Annotated in this window: 16 protein-coding genes and 14 tRNA genes; 5 read left to right on the top strand and 25 right to left on the bottom strand. The window is 47.5% G+C overall.

Annotated elements, in window-relative coordinates; genetic code table 11:
* Positions 1-28 precede the first annotated feature (28 nt).
* The gene (locus ACSZLD_RS09295; RefSeq protein WP_444685020.1) at positions 29-901 is read right to left on the bottom strand and encodes a DUF1028 domain-containing protein; all 873 of its coding nucleotides are present in this window, start codon (positions 899-901) and stop codon (positions 29-31) included.
* Between the two features lie 154 nt (positions 902-1,055).
* Between ACSZLD_RS09295 and ACSZLD_RS09290 the strand changes: the two genes are divergently transcribed.
* Positions 1,056-1,703, top strand: a complete 648-nt coding sequence (locus tag ACSZLD_RS09290; protein WP_377910928.1) for an SDR family oxidoreductase — start codon at positions 1,056-1,058, stop codon at positions 1,701-1,703.
* A gap of 63 nt (positions 1,704-1,766) precedes the next feature.
* Positions 1,767-2,018, top strand: a complete 252-nt coding sequence (locus ACSZLD_RS09285) for a hypothetical protein (protein WP_377910929.1) — start codon at positions 1,767-1,769, stop codon at positions 2,016-2,018.
* Positions 2,019-2,126: 108 nt separating this feature from the next.
* On the opposite strand, the gene ACSZLD_RS09280 is transcribed toward ACSZLD_RS09285, so the two are convergent.
* The 3 genes from ACSZLD_RS09280 to ACSZLD_RS09270 form a co-directional block, all read right to left on the bottom strand.
* A complete protein-coding gene (locus ACSZLD_RS09280; RefSeq protein ID WP_444685132.1) occupies positions 2,127-2,792 on the bottom strand; it encodes a peptidoglycan recognition protein family protein in 666 nt (221 codons plus the stop codon).
* A 63-nt stretch (positions 2,793-2,855) separates the two neighbouring features.
* Entirely contained in the window at positions 2,856-4,400 is a 1,545-nt protein-coding gene (locus ACSZLD_RS09275; RefSeq protein ID WP_444685019.1) for a PTS transporter subunit EIIC, read from the bottom strand.
* 36 nt (positions 4,401-4,436) lie between these two features.
* A complete protein-coding gene (locus ACSZLD_RS09270) occupies positions 4,437-5,762 on the bottom strand; it encodes a 6-phospho-alpha-glucosidase (protein ID WP_377910932.1) in 1,326 nt (441 codons plus the stop codon).
* A gap of 168 nt (positions 5,763-5,930) precedes the next feature.
* Here ACSZLD_RS09270 and ACSZLD_RS09265 point away from each other — a divergent pair, with 168 nt between their 5' ends.
* Both ACSZLD_RS09265 and ACSZLD_RS09260 read left to right on the top strand, forming a co-directional pair.
* On the top strand, positions 5,931-6,647 hold the full coding sequence (locus ACSZLD_RS09265) for a GntR family transcriptional regulator (protein ID WP_377910934.1): 717 nt from the start codon (positions 5,931-5,933) through the stop codon (positions 6,645-6,647).
* Between the two features lie 452 nt (positions 6,648-7,099).
* Entirely contained in the window at positions 7,100-8,608 is a 1,509-nt protein-coding gene (locus ACSZLD_RS09260; protein WP_444685018.1) for a glycine betaine uptake BCCT transporter, read from the top strand.
* A 169-nt stretch (positions 8,609-8,777) separates the two neighbouring features.
* On the opposite strand, the gene lepB is transcribed toward ACSZLD_RS09260, so the two are convergent.
* On the bottom strand, positions 8,778-9,368 hold the full coding sequence (lepB, locus tag ACSZLD_RS09255) for a signal peptidase I (RefSeq protein WP_377910936.1): 591 nt from the start codon (positions 9,366-9,368) through the stop codon (positions 8,778-8,780).
* Positions 9,369-9,536: 168 nt separating this feature from the next.
* Here lepB and ACSZLD_RS09250 point away from each other — a divergent pair, with 168 nt between their 5' ends.
* Positions 9,537-11,375 carry a transglycosylase domain-containing protein gene (locus tag ACSZLD_RS09250; protein ID WP_444685017.1) on the top strand — a complete coding sequence of 613 codons (1,839 nt, stop codon included), beginning with the start codon at positions 9,537-9,539 and terminating at the stop codon, positions 11,373-11,375.
* 181 nt (positions 11,376-11,556) lie between these two features.
* On the opposite strand, the gene ACSZLD_RS09245 is transcribed toward ACSZLD_RS09250, so the two are convergent.
* The 20 genes from ACSZLD_RS09245 to ACSZLD_RS09150 form a co-directional block, all read right to left on the bottom strand.
* A complete protein-coding gene (locus ACSZLD_RS09245) occupies positions 11,557-12,114 on the bottom strand; it encodes a DUF5366 family protein (protein ID WP_377910939.1) in 558 nt (185 codons plus the stop codon).
* A 104-nt stretch (positions 12,115-12,218) separates the two neighbouring features.
* Complete coding sequence (locus ACSZLD_RS09240) at positions 12,219-12,524, bottom strand: antibiotic biosynthesis monooxygenase family protein (RefSeq protein ID WP_377910940.1); 306 nt, start codon at positions 12,522-12,524, stop codon at positions 12,219-12,221.
* A gap of 333 nt (positions 12,525-12,857) precedes the next feature.
* Positions 12,858-13,367 (bottom strand): tRNA (uridine(34)/cytosine(34)/5-carboxymethylaminomethyluridine(34)-2'-O)-methyltransferase TrmL, encoded by a 510-nt coding sequence (gene trmL, locus ACSZLD_RS09235; protein WP_377910941.1) that lies wholly within the window; start codon positions 13,365-13,367, stop codon positions 12,858-12,860.
* Positions 13,368-13,384: 17 nt separating this feature from the next.
* A complete protein-coding gene (locus ACSZLD_RS09230; RefSeq protein ID WP_444685016.1) occupies positions 13,385-13,900 on the bottom strand; it encodes a hypothetical protein in 516 nt (171 codons plus the stop codon).
* 15 nt (positions 13,901-13,915) lie between these two features.
* Positions 13,916-14,452 (bottom strand): methylated-DNA--[protein]-cysteine S-methyltransferase, encoded by a 537-nt coding sequence (locus tag ACSZLD_RS09225; protein WP_444685015.1) that lies wholly within the window; start codon positions 14,450-14,452, stop codon positions 13,916-13,918.
* Between the two features lie 27 nt (positions 14,453-14,479).
* Positions 14,480-15,604 (bottom strand): tRNA epoxyqueuosine(34) reductase QueG, encoded by a 1,125-nt coding sequence (gene queG, locus ACSZLD_RS09220; RefSeq protein ID WP_444685014.1) that lies wholly within the window; start codon positions 15,602-15,604, stop codon positions 14,480-14,482.
* A gap of 126 nt (positions 15,605-15,730) precedes the next feature.
* Positions 15,731-15,815 (bottom strand) — tRNA-Leu (locus tag ACSZLD_RS09215).
* A gap of 14 nt (positions 15,816-15,829) precedes the next feature.
* A tRNA-Leu gene (locus ACSZLD_RS09210) sits at positions 15,830-15,918 on the bottom strand.
* 27 nt (positions 15,919-15,945) lie between these two features.
* Positions 15,946-16,019: transfer RNA gene (locus tag ACSZLD_RS09205), tRNA-Cys, on the bottom strand.
* A 7-nt stretch (positions 16,020-16,026) separates the two neighbouring features.
* A tRNA-Gly gene (locus ACSZLD_RS09200) sits at positions 16,027-16,101 on the bottom strand.
* 17 nt (positions 16,102-16,118) lie between these two features.
* Positions 16,119-16,193: transfer RNA gene (locus ACSZLD_RS09195), tRNA-Gln, on the bottom strand.
* Positions 16,194-16,204: 11 nt separating this feature from the next.
* A tRNA-His gene (locus tag ACSZLD_RS09190) sits at positions 16,205-16,280 on the bottom strand.
* Positions 16,281-16,299: 19 nt separating this feature from the next.
* Positions 16,300-16,384 (bottom strand) — tRNA-Tyr (locus tag ACSZLD_RS09185).
* Positions 16,385-16,393: 9 nt separating this feature from the next.
* Positions 16,394-16,469: transfer RNA gene (locus ACSZLD_RS09180), tRNA-Thr, on the bottom strand.
* 7 nt (positions 16,470-16,476) lie between these two features.
* Positions 16,477-16,552 (bottom strand) — tRNA-Phe (locus ACSZLD_RS09175).
* A gap of 11 nt (positions 16,553-16,563) precedes the next feature.
* Positions 16,564-16,640, bottom strand: a tRNA-Met gene (locus ACSZLD_RS09170).
* A gap of 15 nt (positions 16,641-16,655) precedes the next feature.
* A tRNA-Val gene (locus ACSZLD_RS09165) sits at positions 16,656-16,731 on the bottom strand.
* 37 nt (positions 16,732-16,768) lie between these two features.
* Positions 16,769-16,843: transfer RNA gene (locus ACSZLD_RS09160), tRNA-Glu, on the bottom strand.
* Positions 16,844-16,846: 3 nt separating this feature from the next.
* Positions 16,847-16,939: transfer RNA gene (locus tag ACSZLD_RS09155), tRNA-Ser, on the bottom strand.
* Between the two features lie 5 nt (positions 16,940-16,944).
* A tRNA-Asn gene (locus ACSZLD_RS09150) sits at positions 16,945-17,019 on the bottom strand.
* Positions 17,020-17,148 lie beyond the last annotated feature (129 nt).

The following is a 17,148-nucleotide window of genomic DNA, read 5'->3' as shown; positions in this document are numbered from 1 at the left end:
CTCCTTCTGCTTCGTTGCTGCCAGGTCCTCAGCTTTCCCTTCTGCTCCTCATAAAGGTAAGGACAGCCGGGTCTATTTTATCATCATCCTGCCAGCGTTCCTCAAAATTCTCCTGCATAAAATAGGCTTCAAGTGCTGCTTTCACTTCATCTGTATAAGCAGCCGCTTTCTGATTAAGCAAGTTTTCGCGCACTAAATGCTCCTGCACTTCCTCCAATACTTCTCCATCCAGCTCCAGCAGATCGTTTTCATCAGGTCTGGTAAAGTAAAGCTGGTGAAGCTCGTACAAACGTCTCAGCTCAGCAAGCGGCTCTTTATGATCATCAACACGCAAATCATATTTTCGATCATTATAGCCGCCGTACCCGCCTTCCCGCTGCACGATAAACAGTGCGGCAGACTGCTTGCCCCTTGAATCTCCGCCGGCTGCTTGAGCGGCATCCAGTGCAGCGAGCAGCCGCTCCGCTATCGGTCCCTCCGAAGATTCGAACGACGCTACCATCTGTTCAACGGTTTCTTTATTTTTCAGGATGTTTCCCTGAGCGGTGCAGTAGCGCCCTTCACGGTGACCGGCCCAGTCAAAGCATTCGCTCCCGGTATATGCCGCTGTCCGCCCATTTTGATCCATAATAGCAAACTGCCTTAAAGCGGCATCTTTATCATCTGCTATCAGCTTTTCCACAACTTCCGTTGCTGAAAACCCTTCCTTCAAGAGCTGCAGGCCGTCCGGTCCAAACCCGGTGTTTGCAAACGACTGCGTTGCGACGGCCCCTGTTCCAGCCTCAGCCCAGGGGACCACGGCGCCAACACCAAGAAATTTGGACTGCACGGCTATTCCTGTTTCGCCTGTCTCTGGATCAAATCCGATAATCGAATATGTAGCAACTTTCGGTATGCTCATCAATTGGGACCCTCCTCTTTTCATCCATGATAAGCTTCCTTTCTTTCCTGGTCAATCAGAGAGTGACTCAGGTTTAGCATCCGCACTGGCTGGGAAGAACCTTTGATAGGTCCCATTACAGGAACCGGAAGATTACGCGAAGGAGGCACTACCCATGCGAGTACTAGTTATTGGAGCAAACGGCCAGATTGGCCGGCACGTGGTACGGATGCTCGGTTTGAGCCCGGAGCATGAAGTAAACGCAATGATTCGAAAAGAAGAGCAGCGAAAAGATATGGAAGAGCTTGGCGCTGATCACGTAACGATCGGTGATCTTGAACAGGATTTTTCCCACGCTTATAACGGAATGGATGCTGTGATTTTCACGGCAGGCTCCGGAGGTCACACCAGCAAAGAACAAACAGACGTTATCGACCGCAAAGCTGCTCAGCAGGCAGTAGATGAAGCAAAGAAATCCGATGTAACCCGCTTTGTGATGATCAGTTCGATTATGGCTGACGAAGCGGAGAACGCTCCAGACAACATAAAACATTACATGAAGGCAAAACTGGCAGCCGATGAGCATCTGATCGAAAGCGGACTGGTTTATACCATCATCCGTCCGGGGCCTCTCACGAATGATGCTGCACGCGGTACAATCCACGCTGTGAGCAAGCTTGATAACTACGATGGTTCTATCCCGAGAGAAGATGTTGCTGCTACGGCGGTTAATTCCTTGACGCTGAAAGAAACCGAAAACGTCATTTTTGAAATGATGACTGGCGATGTACCGGTCGGAGAAGCATTAAAAAATTTAAAATAGTTTGCACGTCCCGCTCCTCCGGATTATACTGATGACAGGCAGTATGACTGGAGGGGTGTTTTTATGGCTTTCCTTGACTCGTTAAGCAATGACAAAAAGCTGGAATATGGAATCGTTGCTGCGCTGCTGCTTATTTCGGTGGCAGTCGGTATTTTCGTCGGTATGAATGAAGAGTGGTTTCTCCGCCGTAACTTCACGGCAGGATATATGGCAGGCTCTTTAATGTCCGCAGTACTTCTGTTTGGTATTTACCGGACAATTGCTTTCTTCGTAAACCTGGCCCGCGGGCAGAAGACGAAACCTGAAGACGAATAACCTGCACAAGCAAAAAAGAGCGGCCCTCTGCGGAGAGCCGCTCTTTTTTTGTTTCGTTGACTGCATCGTTATGCACTTATAAACGTCCGTTCGCTTCCTCAGAGGACGTTACGTTTCACCCATCCCCTGCCGCAGCCTTCTCCACGTAATTGGACCGGCTATCCCGTCTGTTACTATAGACTGGTCCTGCTGAAACTGTTTGACAGCCGCCTCTGTTTCTCTTCCAAACCAGCCATCTGCTCCAAATGCCGGCAGTGAATACCCGGATCTCATCAGCTTCTCTTGAAGCCTTATGACTGCTTCTCCTCTTGCACCATACCGCACGATCTCCATTCCCTTCAGCTCCCGTCTTAGCTCAGAGACGGAGAACCCAGGACATTGCGTATGCTGACGCGGAAGCTCCCGATGTCCGCGAACATCGGTTCCGGCAATACTCCACTTCTGCTGGAGGAATCGAACCAGTTTTTTCAACTGCTCCTTCTGCTGAGCGGTGAACGCCCCGTTGCCAGTCAGGCAGATTCCGATATTTCCCGTATTATGGCCAGCTACGTGATAGCTGCGGATCGTTTCATCATGGCACTGGATAATCTCTCCGGACCTTTCGATCACAAAATGATAGCCGATCCCTGGCCACCCTAATGTTTCCACATGATAGCGGGCAAATGCAGCTGCACTGCCGCCTGCAGTTCCGCTGTGATGAATGGTTATCCGCTTTGGCGCGTGCCCGCTGCTGTACGATCGTTCAGAATGCGTTGCAAGTTTCGGTTGTGTCATTCTCAAAAAATCCCCTCCTCATCTGCATGTACATATTCCTGCAGAAAAAGGAGGGGATTCTGATCAGCCTTCAGCTTCCATCAAATCATTTATTTCATTTTTGTATAAATCCGATTTCCCGCCGAAGACGGCTTGAATATTCTTATTGTACTTCATCACACCTGCTGCGCCGAGAGCTTTAAGCTCTGCTTCGTCGATTTTCTCCGGTTCCTTAACGGTAACCCGGAGTCTCGTAAAGCAGGCATCGACGTGATCGATATTCGTTTCTCCGCCAAGCGCTTCAAGAATAGAGGCAGCTGTTTTCTGATACTCTTTTTCGCCGCTCTGCTTCTTCTCATTGAAGTCTTTACGCGTATAAAGCTTCGCTTCAGAACCGCCCCGGCCAGGGGTCGCAATGTCCCATTTTTTAATGACGTAAGAGAACAGGAAGTAGTAAACGAAAAAGAAGACGATTCCCATTACGATGTTCATCCACCAGTTGTTCGTGCCAGGCAATATATTGACTAGTACATAATCAATCAGTCCGGATCCTCCAGCCCAGCCGAGATTCACATCAAGCATGTATGCCACCGCAAAACTGACGCCTGCCAGGAGCGCATGAATCACAAACAGGACGGGAGCCACGAACAAGAATGTAAATTCGATTGGCTCGGTGATGCCCGTCAGAAACGCGGTACCAGCTGCTGCGATCAGCATCCCTTTCACGACTGGCTGGTTTTTCTTGTCAGCACAACGGTACATCGCCAGTGCCGCACCGAGCAGCCCGAACATGATAACAGGGAATTTGCCTGCCATAAAACGACCTGCTGTTACATCGACACCTTCTGCTACTTGGGCCAGGAAGATATATTGATCACCTGAAACAAGCTGACCGCCGACTTCCTGGGTTCCTCCAAGTCCGAACCACAAAAATGGCGCATACCAGATGTGGTGAAGTCCTGTTGGAATAAGTACCCGTTCTAAAAAGCCGTACAGCCCAATGTACAATGGATTGGTCGCATCGGAAGCAATAACATTAGCTGTTGCATCAATCACCGATTGAATTGGCGGCCAGATCGCCATCATGATAAATGCAAGTCCGATCGAAACAAACACCATAACAATTCCTACTGATCTGTCCCCCGCAAAAAATCCGAGTACTTCCGGCGGCTGAAACCGCTTAAATTTTGAGTGCACCCAAACGGCCGTCAGCCCGACTACAATCCCGCCGAGCACCCCGGTTTCCAGCGTAGGGATCCCTACTGCCATGCCATATTCACCAGATTGTTCCGCCATCTCCGGCGTAATCCCCAGCACGAGTGAAATCGTATTATTCATGATGACATATCCAAGCAAAGCTGCCAGAGCTGCTATCCCTGATCCTCCTGAAAGACCGATTGCAACTCCGAGAGCAAAGATGATCGGCAGATTTTCAAAAATACTAAGCCCGATCGTATTCATACCCGCACCAGCTGCCTGTACAGCATCTGCCTGCAGGAAGGTCAGCGTGTCAGCAAGCGGGCCCGTGAGAGCCGCTCCGATTCCAAGCAGAATGCCTGCTGCCGGAAGCAGGGCCACCGGCACCATAAGCGATTTGCCAAATTTTTGTAATCCTGCAAAACTGAACATTCAGGATCCTCCTTTTTTTAATCCTTGCACTGGAGCTTATAAAAGTTCCGGCCAATACCCCTGATTCGCTTCGATCAAATCGTCCAGAATATTCCGCGCAGTCGGTGTATCAACAACTGTCCGGTTCAGTGTTAAGGCCTGCAGCAGTCTGTTGTAGCTCTTTTCATAATAGGCGTCGACGACGAGCTGCTCAAAAGCGAGCTGTCCTTCCATTAATCCTTTATAAAAACGCGGGATTTCTCCAACCGCCATTGGCTTCGGTCCATCGCTCGTGAGCAACGCAGGTACTTCCACCATGGCATCTGCAGGCATATTGGAAATAATGCCATTATTCTCTGTTATCACAATAAACGTGTCACGGTTGTTATAGGCGAGAGAAGCAGCGACCCGGATCATGTAACATCCGTGAATATCAACCTCGAGGTCCGCGTTCGCTGTCGTATTATCTGCAATCAGCTGGTCCGCCAGTTCATGCACGCGCTTTTCTCTGCCGTTTATGACTTGCCGGGCTCTCGTATTCGTCACATCGTCCTTTGACGCCATATCGGACGGATACAGGTAATACTGCAAGTACGTATTAGGCAGATACTCTGGAAAATCGTTCAGCATAATCTCCACCTGTTTAAATGTCTTAATCCAGGACGGATCATTTACGATTTCTGAGTCTTCCGGCAGGAAACCGTCCTCTGTAATTGCACGTTTAATATCGTCTGTAAGGCGGTTGCCTTCTTTATCATAAATGTCTGTAAACCAGCCAAAGTGATTGAGTCCAAAATACTCCGGTACGAGATCCCAAATTTCTTTTCCAAGAATTTTGGCGTAGCTGACCATAATCGCAGCCGGCATATCGCAGATATTCAGCAGCTTCTTATCATCCGGAAATTCTCTTCGAAGTGCTTCTGCCACAATCGCCGCCGGGTTCGTATAGTTCAGCACCCAGGCCTCCGGTGCATAGGAACGGATATCCCGAACGAGATCAATCATGTCTCCGATGGAACGAAGGCCATATGCCATCCCGCCTGGTCCGCATGTCTCCTGCCCGACAACGCCATGCTTAAGCGGAATCTGCTCATCCAACTCTCTCATCTTTAAGCCGCCTGTACGAATCTGGACGAAAACAAAATCTGCCTGTTCAAATGCTTCTTTTTTATCTGTAGTCCAGCTGAAGGATTCCAGCTCAGGATACTTATCTTGCAAAATCACTTGCGCAGCGCGGGCATTTTTCTCCTGACGTGCTTCGTCTGTATCGTAAAAGATAATGGACTGCAGCGGAAAATGCTCCTTTTCCTCAATCAAGCTCATAATCATTCCCAGTGTGTAAGTGCTTCCCGCACCTGCTACAACGAGACGTTGTTTTTTCATTTAAATCTACCTCCGTTTATTTGTATTTCATTTGTATTATTTTATTTAATACAAATATAATACAATATAGACGGGACGTCAACCTTTGCTATAAAATTGTCTATACATGACATATACACGTAAAACGACAACTTGTCAGAGTAAGCTGGAAACGGAGGTTTTTGCTATATGCGAGGTACATCCCCTCTCTACAAACAAATTGCTGCTCGCATGAAAGAGGAAATTACAAAAGGTGTATGGAAGCAGGGAGATGCTATTCCTACCGAAGCCAAGCTGTCGGAGCGGTTCGGCGCCAGCAGAGTGACTATCCGGCAAGCTATTAAGCAGCTCGTTCAGGAGGAGCTGCTGTATAAAGTGCAGGGAAGCGGTACGTATGTAACAGAAAATAAATTTGAACATAATATATACGCCCTTCAAGGTTTTACGGAGGAAATGGAGGCGTTAAATAAAACAACCTGGAACAAAGTTCTTCAGTTTTCTGTTACCGAGCCTGACAGCCGCATTCGTCAGATTCTCGGTTTAGAGGAAGGTGAACAGGTTTACTACATTCGCAGACAGCGCTGGGTCGATGATAAGCCGCTCGTTGTGGAGGATACCTATATGCCGCTGTCCCTCTTCCCCGAGCTATCTTATGAAACGATGAAAGGCTCAAAATATGCTTACGTTGAACAGGTTAAGAAGCTTCGCATTAAGGAGAGCTTCCAGGAAGTGATTCCGATCCTTCCCGACCAGTCAATACGTGAACTGCTGCAAATGAAGGAACATATTCCGATTATTAAAGTACATTTATTCTCACGTCTTTATGATGAAACTGTTTTTGAATATACGGAGATTCACTTTAAAAGTGATGAATACAAATTTACAATAATGGCAGGACGGTCATAAGCGAACCGTACCTGCTCTTTCTTTATCGACACGAAAAAGAAGACTGGTTAACAAAATCCGAGCGAATCAGCTTCGTATTTGCTAAGACTCTGTTTCATGCGCCTTTAGTCAATCGCGTCATTTTCACTCATGAAATCATAAAGCAGAATCATGTGCGAAAACCTGTATCGCTGTTTTTCCTTTCTTTTATCAGCTGGACATTCAGCACGAAGGTCCAGCTGATAAAAGAAACCGCCTAGTAAAGTTGAAACCATACTCTCAACCGTCCTAATGAAAAGTCACCGCTTTCACCTATAAATCATTCATAATCCAGCTTCCGCTTCTTGCAAATTTGCAGTGATTTATTGTATAGTTGGTAATTGTGCGTGAACGGTCTCTCAAGGAGGGAACGTTGTTTTTATTAAACGGATTAGGGTATATACCATTATGACTAGAGAGGAGAGGTGAGAGAGTTGAAAAAGCTCACAATCGTTTTTTGGGTTGCTTTAGCTATACTATTAGTATTCGTTGTACTCGGTGTCGCCATTCCCGAAGCATTTGAAGCCCGAAGCGGGGCACTTCGAGGTCTGATCTCCGACAACCTCGGCTGGTACTATTTGCTTGCTGTTACGGGATTCGTTTTAGTTTGTGCCTTTATCATCGTCAGTCCATACGGAAAAATTAAACTTGGTAAGCCGGATGATAAACCGGATTACAATTACTTAACCTGGTTCGCTATGCTCTTTAGTGCAGGCATGGGGATCGGCCTCGTGTTCTGGGGAGCCGCAGAACCTATTTCGCACTTTATGGTGGATGCACCAACAGCAGAAACCGGATCGGATTCTGCCATTCTTGAATCTATGCGCTACTCCTTTTTCCATTGGGGTGTTCATGCCTGGGGTATCTATACAGTGGTAGCGATGGCACTTGCCTACTTTAAGTTCAGAAAAAATGCGCCAGGTTTGATCAGTGCTACACTGGAACCGGTGATGGGGAAATATTCAAGAGGCCCTGCAGGCCATACAGTAGACATTATTGCTGTAACCGCGACAGTCGTCGGGGTGGCGGGCACACTCGGTTTTGGTGCAGTGCAGATTAACGGCGGTCTCGCCTTTTTGCTCGGTATCGATACGAATTTCACGGCGCAATTTCTAATTATTATCGCCGTTACCGTCCTATTTATGATTTCGGCTTACACAGGATTGAATCGGGGGATCAAGATTCTCTCAAACGTAAATATGATTCTTGCATTTACGCTCTTTTTCTTCCTTTTCATTTTCGGACCAACATTGTTCAACTTAAATTTGTTCACGAATACCATCGGCACGTATATTCAGCAGCTGCCGAGCATGAGCTTCCGAATTTCGCCTTTTGATGAAGATGAGAGAGCCTGGATTGACGGCTGGACAATCTTCTACTGGGCATGGTGGATATCCTGGGCACCATTTGTTGGATCCTTTATAGCCCGCGTATCGAAAGGTCGAACGCTTCGGGAATTCGTTTTAGGTGTTCTGCTTGTTCCTTCTGTAGTCGGCTTTCTATGGTTTTCAATTTTTGGCGGATCTGCCATCTTCCTTGAAACGAATGGAGTCGCTGCTATTTCTGAGCTTGCAACAGAAGAAGCCCTCTTCGGGGTTCTTGATAATTATCCACTTGGTGCAGTGATGTCTGTGATCGCAATAACGCTGATCGCAACCTTCTTCATTACTTCTGCAGACTCCGGAACGTTCATTCTCGGTATGCAGACAACGAATGGTTCCCTCACACCGCCTAAATCGGTGAAGCTGGTCTGGGGTCTGATGCTTTCAATTACTGCATCTATTCTGCTATTCACAGGTGGACTGCAGGCATTGGAGAACGCGATGATTATTGCAGCGCTTCCGTTCTCGATTATTATGATCTTAATGGCTTTCTCTCTGATTAAAGCATTGCAAATCGAGCGCAAAGCACTCGATGCAGAAGCCGCGAAAAGACGTCAATAACACACGTAAGCCCGTCCGGTTGATAGGACGGGCTTTTTTTTGCGCGTATGATCGCAATTGATGCTCTTTAAGGCCTTTGCCTTGCGTGCATGATAAAGACTGCTGAAAAAAACGTCAGCAGTCCATTCCGGTATTCTGTTTCGATTTAGATTCTGGATGTTCCTACACCCTATCGGATAAACCGAATACTCTCCGGCGGCCAGAATGCCATGTTAGCCCTTCCTACGATTTCCTCCATAGGGACATATCCGATCTGACGGCTGTCGATACTGTTCTGCCGATTGTCGCCTAGTACGAAGACATGCCCATCCGGGACAGTCTGCTCATCTGTCAGATCCTCCAGCTGAAAATCGTCGGTAAAGTAATCAGAACCGTTTTCCGTGCGCGACTCTTCCAAAAACTCTTCCTCAACCGGTTCGCCATTGACATAGAGTGTATCGGCTTCATAGTATAAATCATCTCCAGGCAACCCGATAATCCGTTTAATATAGTCCGACTCTTCGTCTGCATGAAAAATAATTAAATCAAACCGCTCCGGCTCCATAAAATCATAGCCGATTTTATTCACAATAATACGCTCTCCATCCCGGATCGTCGGCATCATCGACTGACCGTAAACAATATAGTTTGTAAACATGAATTCACGTACGATAAAGGAAAAGACAGCTACAATTAAAACTGCCTGTAAAATACTCCAGGAAAGCCGGAGCCAGAACGGCTTTTCGTACATGCCGTTTATTTGTTTTTTTCGTTTAAACATGTTCATCTACCTCCACGTATCGCCCTGTACCTCTACTTTTTAATTGCCCGTTCCGCCCGGAACTAAACTGGTATTATTTTGGTCGCTCTTGAACAGTTCTTTCCATCTTCTGCAAATCAGTGTAAACTGAATACAGCAGATATGTGCACGATATACAGGAGGACCACTATGATTCGGACGGGACTGGGCTTTACTGCTGTAGCTGCTCTCGCTGCAGCCTTTACTTTTCTCTCAGGAGAACTGCTTAAACAGATTCCTGAAACCCCAACTATTCACGAAGTACTGGATGAAGAAATTCAATTTGATGCTGCTGCGATGACATTAAACAGCCGGATCATGGACCGGCACGGCGTTCTAGTTTCAGATGTATACAGCGGAGAGAATCGTATCTTCACGCCTCTACATGAAATGCCTGAAGTAGCAGCTAACATGTTTTTAGCAGTAGAAGACCGGAATTTTTATGAACACCGCGGTTTTGACGGGAATGGCATTGCCCGAGCCTTGATGGTTAATCTTCAAGCTCAGGAAATTGATCAGGGCGGGAGTACAATCACGCAGCAGGTAGCAAGAAACCTGTATTTAACGCACGAGCAGACTTACGAGCGAAAGCTGTCTGAAATTCTGTATGCCTATCAAATGGAACGGGAAATGTCGAAGGAGGACATTTTAGAGCTGTACATGAACTCTATTTACTTTGCGAATGGTGTTTACGGATTTGAGTCCGCCAGCCAGTTTTATTTCAGCCGGCCTTCCTCAGAGCTTTCTCTTGCGGAGATTACCTTCTTGGGCGCCATTCCGAATTCCCCCTCCCGTTTTGATCCGCTTGTCAATTCGGAAGCGACAATGGAACGGCAGGAAGTTATGCTTGAACGGATGGTCTCAGCAGGCATCCTTTCGGAGAGTCAGATCTCTGAGGCACTGGATGAACAGATCGTCCTCGATTTAAGCGAGCGGACAGATGACTTTCCGGATTATGTTTCGTATGTTCATCACGAATTTGAAGAGCTGCTGATCGATCAGGAAAACCTCGACAGGGAGGCTGCTTCTGAACGAGCTCAGAAGCTGCTGCAGCAGGGTGTTATCATTGAAACGGCGCTCGATCCGACAATTCAGAATGCCGTAACGGAAGTAATAAACGACCGGTTCAGCACTTCTGATATTCAAGCAGCAGCGTCTGTCATTGATCATGAAACAAATGAAATCACAGCGATCACCGGCGGCACAGCTTATCAGAAATTTGATTTTCACAGGGGCTGGCAAGCCTCCCGTTCTCCAGGTTCGACAATCAAACCGCTGCTGTCATTTGGACCTTACATGGATGAAACCGGTGAAAACAAAGCAGGAAGCTATATTGATTCAGGGCCATTCTCCAAAAATGACTATCGTCCCCGAAATTTCGGCGGAGCAGAGTACGGAGTAGTCACATTGGAACAGGCGTTTAAACAGTCTCACAATACTGCCGCCGTTAGAATGCTGGATAAAATATCTCCGGAAACGGGATTCTCTTATTTGCGCAAGTTTGATTTCCCAACGCTTAAAGAGGAGGATATCCGGCTGCCAGCTGCACTTGGAGGCTTTTCAGAGGGCATGAGTGTGAACGATATGACGCGTGCCTATACCGTGTTTCAACAAAAAGGAGAGTATCGAACGCCAAGAGCCATCCGGCAGGTAACCACACTGGATGGAGATGTTATCGTTGAAGGAGAAAGTGCTTCGATCAGAGTATATTCAGAGGAAACGGCTGATACAATTCGGGGAATGATGAAACGAACTGTGGAAAGCGGTACGGGTACTGCTGCGCACTATGATACTGCCGGCTATCTTGGCGGTAAAACAGGCACGTCGGATGAGTATCATGACCTTTGGTTTATTGGATCTAATGACTGGTACACAACCGGGATTTGGATAGGACGCGACCAGCCGCAGTCACTGGAAAGCCAGTCAAGAGATCAGGTGCATACGAGACTGTGGAGAAGCATCATGCAAGAGTTGCCGACGGCTCCTTAATCCCGTTAAAGCGCAATAATAAAAGAGAGCTGTCCTTTTCGGGACGGCTCTCTTTTCAGTATATCAGCTGTTGGGTGTTTACAGCGCTTCTACTCAGCTTTACTGCCTGCGGGGTACCAGTTGCCGCTGACTCACCTGCAGAAGCTCTAGGAGCCTGTCACGCGATCTCCTGACTGCTGCACTATACAGGCAAGCTCGAAATTACAGCGCTGTAAAGCCGCAGCAACAAAAAGCCAATCGCTGATACAAAGACAAGCCAAAACAACAAATGGAAAAACATAAGCCCAATAAGCGGCCCTACGCGAACATGAGGGCTGACCCGGTACACAAAAAAGATAAAATAGCTGAAGCATGCTGCTGCAAAAACACCAGCAAGCAGCCGGATATCGAGAACCGCTGGCAGCGCAAGAATACCACCGATAAGAAAGATCCAAGACCCGCCTCTAAGCACACGAATATCGACGCCTTCTTCTTCCTTAGAAAAGAACAGCAAAGATAATTCATTCACCGTATCAGCTATCAATTTTAAAGCGGCAAACAGCATGAAAAAGAATATCCACAGCACACCGACTAGTACGAGAACAATGCCTTGTTCAGAAAAAAACTCTACCATTCCGGAATACAAGCCGATCTCCTGCAAGTATCCGGTGACAAGACGTTCGGTATACACGGCAAACGCGAGGCTGAAAAACAAAATAGAAATAAGGGGAAAGTGACTCGTTATGTAAAAATTCTTCATGTAACAGGCTCCATTTCAACGGCATTTATCTTTTCAAGTATAGCAGAAAAAAATGGAAAAACCTATGTTCTCCGTAAAGAACACAGGTTTTGCCTGTTCTTTTTTTATAAATGATGCGGGACATGGTACTCATATATTTTGTTGCTCTGTGTTGGACTTTTATCCAAATTCTCTCTTCTAGGCTTATGCGCTTTTTTAAAAGCATCGCTATTGATCCAGTTATTATAGTCTTCTTTCGTTTCCCATTTTGTTAGTACGACTGGATAATTTAAATCTTCATCTGGCTGTAAAAACATAAAATCCAGACAGCCTGGCACTTCCTTCATTTTTTCTGCGCTTTCTGAGAATCGTGCAGCAACGTTCTCCCGGCCTTCCGGAGGAACATGGAGCTCGTTCATTACGACGTACACAGTGCAACACCCTCTCTACTCAAGATACATTTCATTATAGCGTTTGTCTTCAAACATGAAAAGCTGTCTGCATCCTTGCTTTTTTTCCACTGCGAAACGTGGTATATTCATTAGTAGAGATCAAAAAGGGAGGCACTCATCTTATGGATTTATTTCTTATTCTCGCAATCTGTGTCGCGTTCGTGATGTCCATTTTTACTGCCGGCTACAATGCAAAATCAAACAAAAACTGATTCGTACATCTTCATCAAGCTGGTACGGCTATACAAAACGCTTCCGGAGCATCATCTCCGGAAGCGTTTTTTACATCTGCTTTGTTTACAGCGCAGCATGTTATTTAGGCGGCACCGCTGCTTCGTCCGCTGCCGGTTCAAGCAGCGAGACAAAGTCTTGTTGGCGCATTGCCTCGTAAACAAGTACAGCAGCGGTATTAGACAGGTTTAACGACCTGACGTTAGTGGTTTGCGGGATGACAAGGCAACGCCCGTTAAAATGGTCAAGCACCTCTGGAGGAAGTCCTTTCGTTTCCTTGCCAAACACAAAGAAATAATCCCGATCTGCTCTTGAGAAATCTTTCTCCGTATAACTAACTGCTCCTGTTGTCTCGATCGCATAAAACTCGCCGTCCGGATATGCCTCCATCAGTTCATCAAGATTGTCGTGATGGTGGACAGAGACTTTTGGCCAATAGTCACATCCTGCCCGCTTCAACATTCTGTCATCAGTAGAGAATCCAAGCGGATGAATTAAATGCAGATGGGCATTTGTTCCAGCACATGTTCTCGCAATATTTCCCGTATTAGCAGGTATTTCTGGTTCGTGTAATACGACGTGTACACTCATGCTTACAGCTTCCTTTCTTAACTTTGCACGCGGTCAAGCGCTTCTACAAACTCAATTACATCAGATTCAGACACATTCTGTCCGATTACCTGATAGTAGGACAAGCCCTCTGCCGGAGTTTGGAATAAATCAAACTGTCGGACAAACGTATATTGCACCCGCTCCTCCGGATTTGACAAACTCGTCCACTCTCCAACATAGTCATGAATTGCAAGCGGCATTCCATCCGCCGGGTTATTCAAGTCTCCAGCCCAATTACCATCATTTAAATAATCTCTCAGCTCTACTGGATCCAGTCCTTGGATCTGCTGGTCCTGTATAAGTTCCACCGTCCCCTTTTCCGCATGTTCGTAGATAGATACAATTAAATTGTCGTCTTCCACAACTTGTTGAAGCTCCCAGTCCTCATTGAGCTGGACTGGTTTTAAGACGCTTACATTCGTTCCAGCGTCCGCTTCGTCAAGCGCGGATTCGTCACCGGCGCAGGCGGACAAGATAAACAGCATGCATATCCCTATCCATATCTTTTTCATTCAACTCACCGTTTCCTAATTCGACTTTGCATAAACTGTTTCATGGTGCAGATTTTCAGCTGATTCAATCGATAAAAGCCGTTTTTTCCATTCAAGCCCGCCTCCGTATCCGACGAGAGCTCCATTAGCTCCAATAACCCGGTGGCACGGAATCACAATCGGAAGCGGATTCCGATTGTTCGCTCCGCCAACCGCACGAACAGCTTTTGGCGAGCCGGTCATATCGGCTACCTCTTTATAAGACCTGGTTTCTCCATAGGGAATAGCAGCGAGCTGCTTCCACACAGCTTGTTGAAACGGTGTACCGATAAGCTTAAGAGGCACTGTAAACTGTTTCCGCTGCGACTGAAAATAGTCACGAAGTTCTGTCTCAAGCTGATCCAGCAGCGGAGTACTCCCCTGCTTGAAGTCGAGTTGGGAATCACGATAAAGCTGCTTCAGCCGTAAGGGTACGTTCTCAGCTGAATCAAAGTGAATGAGTGTCACAGCCCCTTCTTCAGCAGCTGCACTTAGTGTCATTCCCTCAACAGCCAGCTCACGATAAATGATCATATGTCGTTCCCTCCTCAGCTGTTACAGTTAATTGGTACGAAACAAGATCTTTTTCATTTCATCGGCTGCTTCCTCATCCGGTTCAGCAACATAGGCAGCATGAATCCGGGTCAACGTCTGAGGGTCGCTGCATATTTCAGCAGCAGCCCAGGCTGCGGTTGCCCTAATCACAGGCCGCGGGTCCTGTTCCATACGATCAAGCACTGCTGGAAGGGAAGCTTTTTCTTTATATACCCCCAGCGCAATCAGGGCATTACGCTGAATCGGCTTCTTCCCCCTCCATGAACCGGCCATCTGGCCATACGTATGTTTAAATTCTTTGTTTGACATAGTTAAAAGCGGTTCGAGCCTCGGCTTTACCTTCTCAGGATCCGGTTCAAGCTCAGAATGACGATGCTCGTCTATTCCTTTGTTTTCTGGACATACAGTTTGACACGTATCGCATCCGTACAGGCGGTTGCCGATTTTTTTTCGAAACGGTTCGGCAACCATGCCCTTTGTTTGTGTAAGAAACGCAATGCACTTCTGCGAATCCAACTGGCCCCCTTGGACAAGGGCACCAGTCGGGCATGCATCAATGCACTTTGTGCAGCTGCCGCACTGTTCTTCAAGCGGCATATCTTCTTCAATGGATACGGTCGTGATCAATTCGCCCAGATAAACGTAGGAACCCAGGTCGGGTGTAATAACTGCACAATTTTTCCCGGTCCAACCTATACCAGCCCGCTCTGCAACAGCTCTGTCTGAAAGTTCTCCAGTATCAACCATGCTTCTGCTTCTCGAGCCAGGAGCTTCCTGCTCTAAAAACGCTTCAATCTGGGTCAGCTTACGCCGAAGCACATGATGATAATCTTCACCCCAGCTAGCCCGGCAGAACAGCCCTCGGCGATCTCCTTTTACTGACTTGGGAGCATTCTTCATCTTCGAAGGATAGGCGATCGCTATACTGATAATGGTTTTAGCCTGAGGAAGAAGCAGCTCAGGAGTTGTCCGTTCCTCTATCGATCCGTATTCAAAGCCCGATGCATATCCCAATGCCTGCTGAGTGCGCAGCCGCTCCTTCAACGTAACAAATGGGTCAGCGGGAGCAAATCCGATACGGTCAATGCCAATCTTTTTACTGAAGGCGGTTATTTTTTCTTTTAACGTCATGATGTATCCACCTTTTCCTGCAAAACCAGACCATGTTTTCTCTAAGAAGTCTACTATTCAGAGCGAACATTGTCAAATTTTATGTAAACACAAAAAAAGCAGCCTACGCTGCTGTATGAGTAATTCTGGTACCGGAGGCCGGACTTGAACCGGCACGCCCAGAGGGCATCGCATTTTGAGTGCGACGTGTCTGCCATTCCACCACTCCGGCTTACGAAATATAGTTGGTGCCGAGGGCCGGACTCGAACCGGCACGGTAATTACTTACCGCAGGATTTTAAGTCCTGTGTGTCTGCCAATTCCACCACCCCGGCACTGTAAAACAGAACTATGTAAGAAAATGGAGGCGACAACCGGATTCGAACCGGTGATGGAGGTTTTGCAGACCTCTGCCTTACCACTTGGCTATGCCGCCTCATTACTGGAGCGGGAAACGGGATTCGAACCCGCGACCCCCACCTTGGCAAGGTGGTGCTCTACCACTGAGCTATTCCCGCAAATGTGATTAAAAAAATGGCAGGGCTAGCAGGATTCGAACCTGCGAATCACGGAATCAAAATCCGATGCCTTACCGCTTGGCTATAGCCCTAAAATTTAATATGGGGCGGCTGATGGGAATCGAACCCACGAATGCCGGAATCACAATCCGGTGCGTTAACCACTTCGCCACAACCGCCGCAGTTAGAAGTGTTTCATGGTGGAGGGGGAGAGATTCGAACTCCCGAACCCGAAGGAGCGGATTTACAGTCCGCCGCGTTTGGCCAACTTCGCTACCCCTCCAAATGAAAATGGTGCTGGCCAGAGGACTTGAACCCCCAACCTACTGATTACAAGTCAGTTGCTCTACCAATTGAGCTAGGCCAGCATAAAAGTGGTGGCTCGGGACGGAATCGAACCGCCGACACACGGATTTTCAGTCCGTTGCTCTACCGACTGAGCTACCGAGCCACTATGTAAATTGGTTGCGGGGGATGGATTTGAACCATCGACCTTTGGGTTATGAGCCCAACGAGCTACCAGACTGCTCCACCCCGCGGCAATATAAAAAGTATGGTGGAGGATGACAGGCTCGAACTGCCGACCCCCTGCTTGTAAGGCAGGTGCTCTCCCAACTGAGCTAATCCTCCAAAAACAGACAATTTGTCTGATTGAGATAAATAAGTATGGTGACCCGTACGGGATTCGAACCCGTGTTACCGCCGTGAAAGGGCGGTGTCTTAACCACTTGACCAACGGGCCATCTGGCGGAGAGCGAGGGATTCGAACCCTCGGTACGGGTTAAAACCGCACACACGATTTCCAATCGTGCTCCTTCGACCTCTCGGACAGCTCTCCTTGTATGGCTCCACAGGTAGGATTCGAACCTACGACCCATCGGTTAACAGCCGATTGCTCTACCACTGAGCTACTGTGGACTATGGATAAATGAGCGTACCCGCTCAAAACCGGATAACGCGAAAACGAATCGTGTGTCTTGGTCGCTCTGCCGAGCGACGATGTTCATTGGTTAAGCCCTCGATCGATTAGTATCTCTCCGCTGCACG

The sequence above is a fragment of the Alkalicoccus luteus genome, from assembly GCF_052061695.1.
Lineage (GTDB): Bacteria > Bacillota > Bacilli > Bacillales > Salisediminibacteriaceae > Alkalicoccus > Alkalicoccus luteus.
This window is presented reverse-complemented; position numbering and strand designations above follow the sequence as displayed.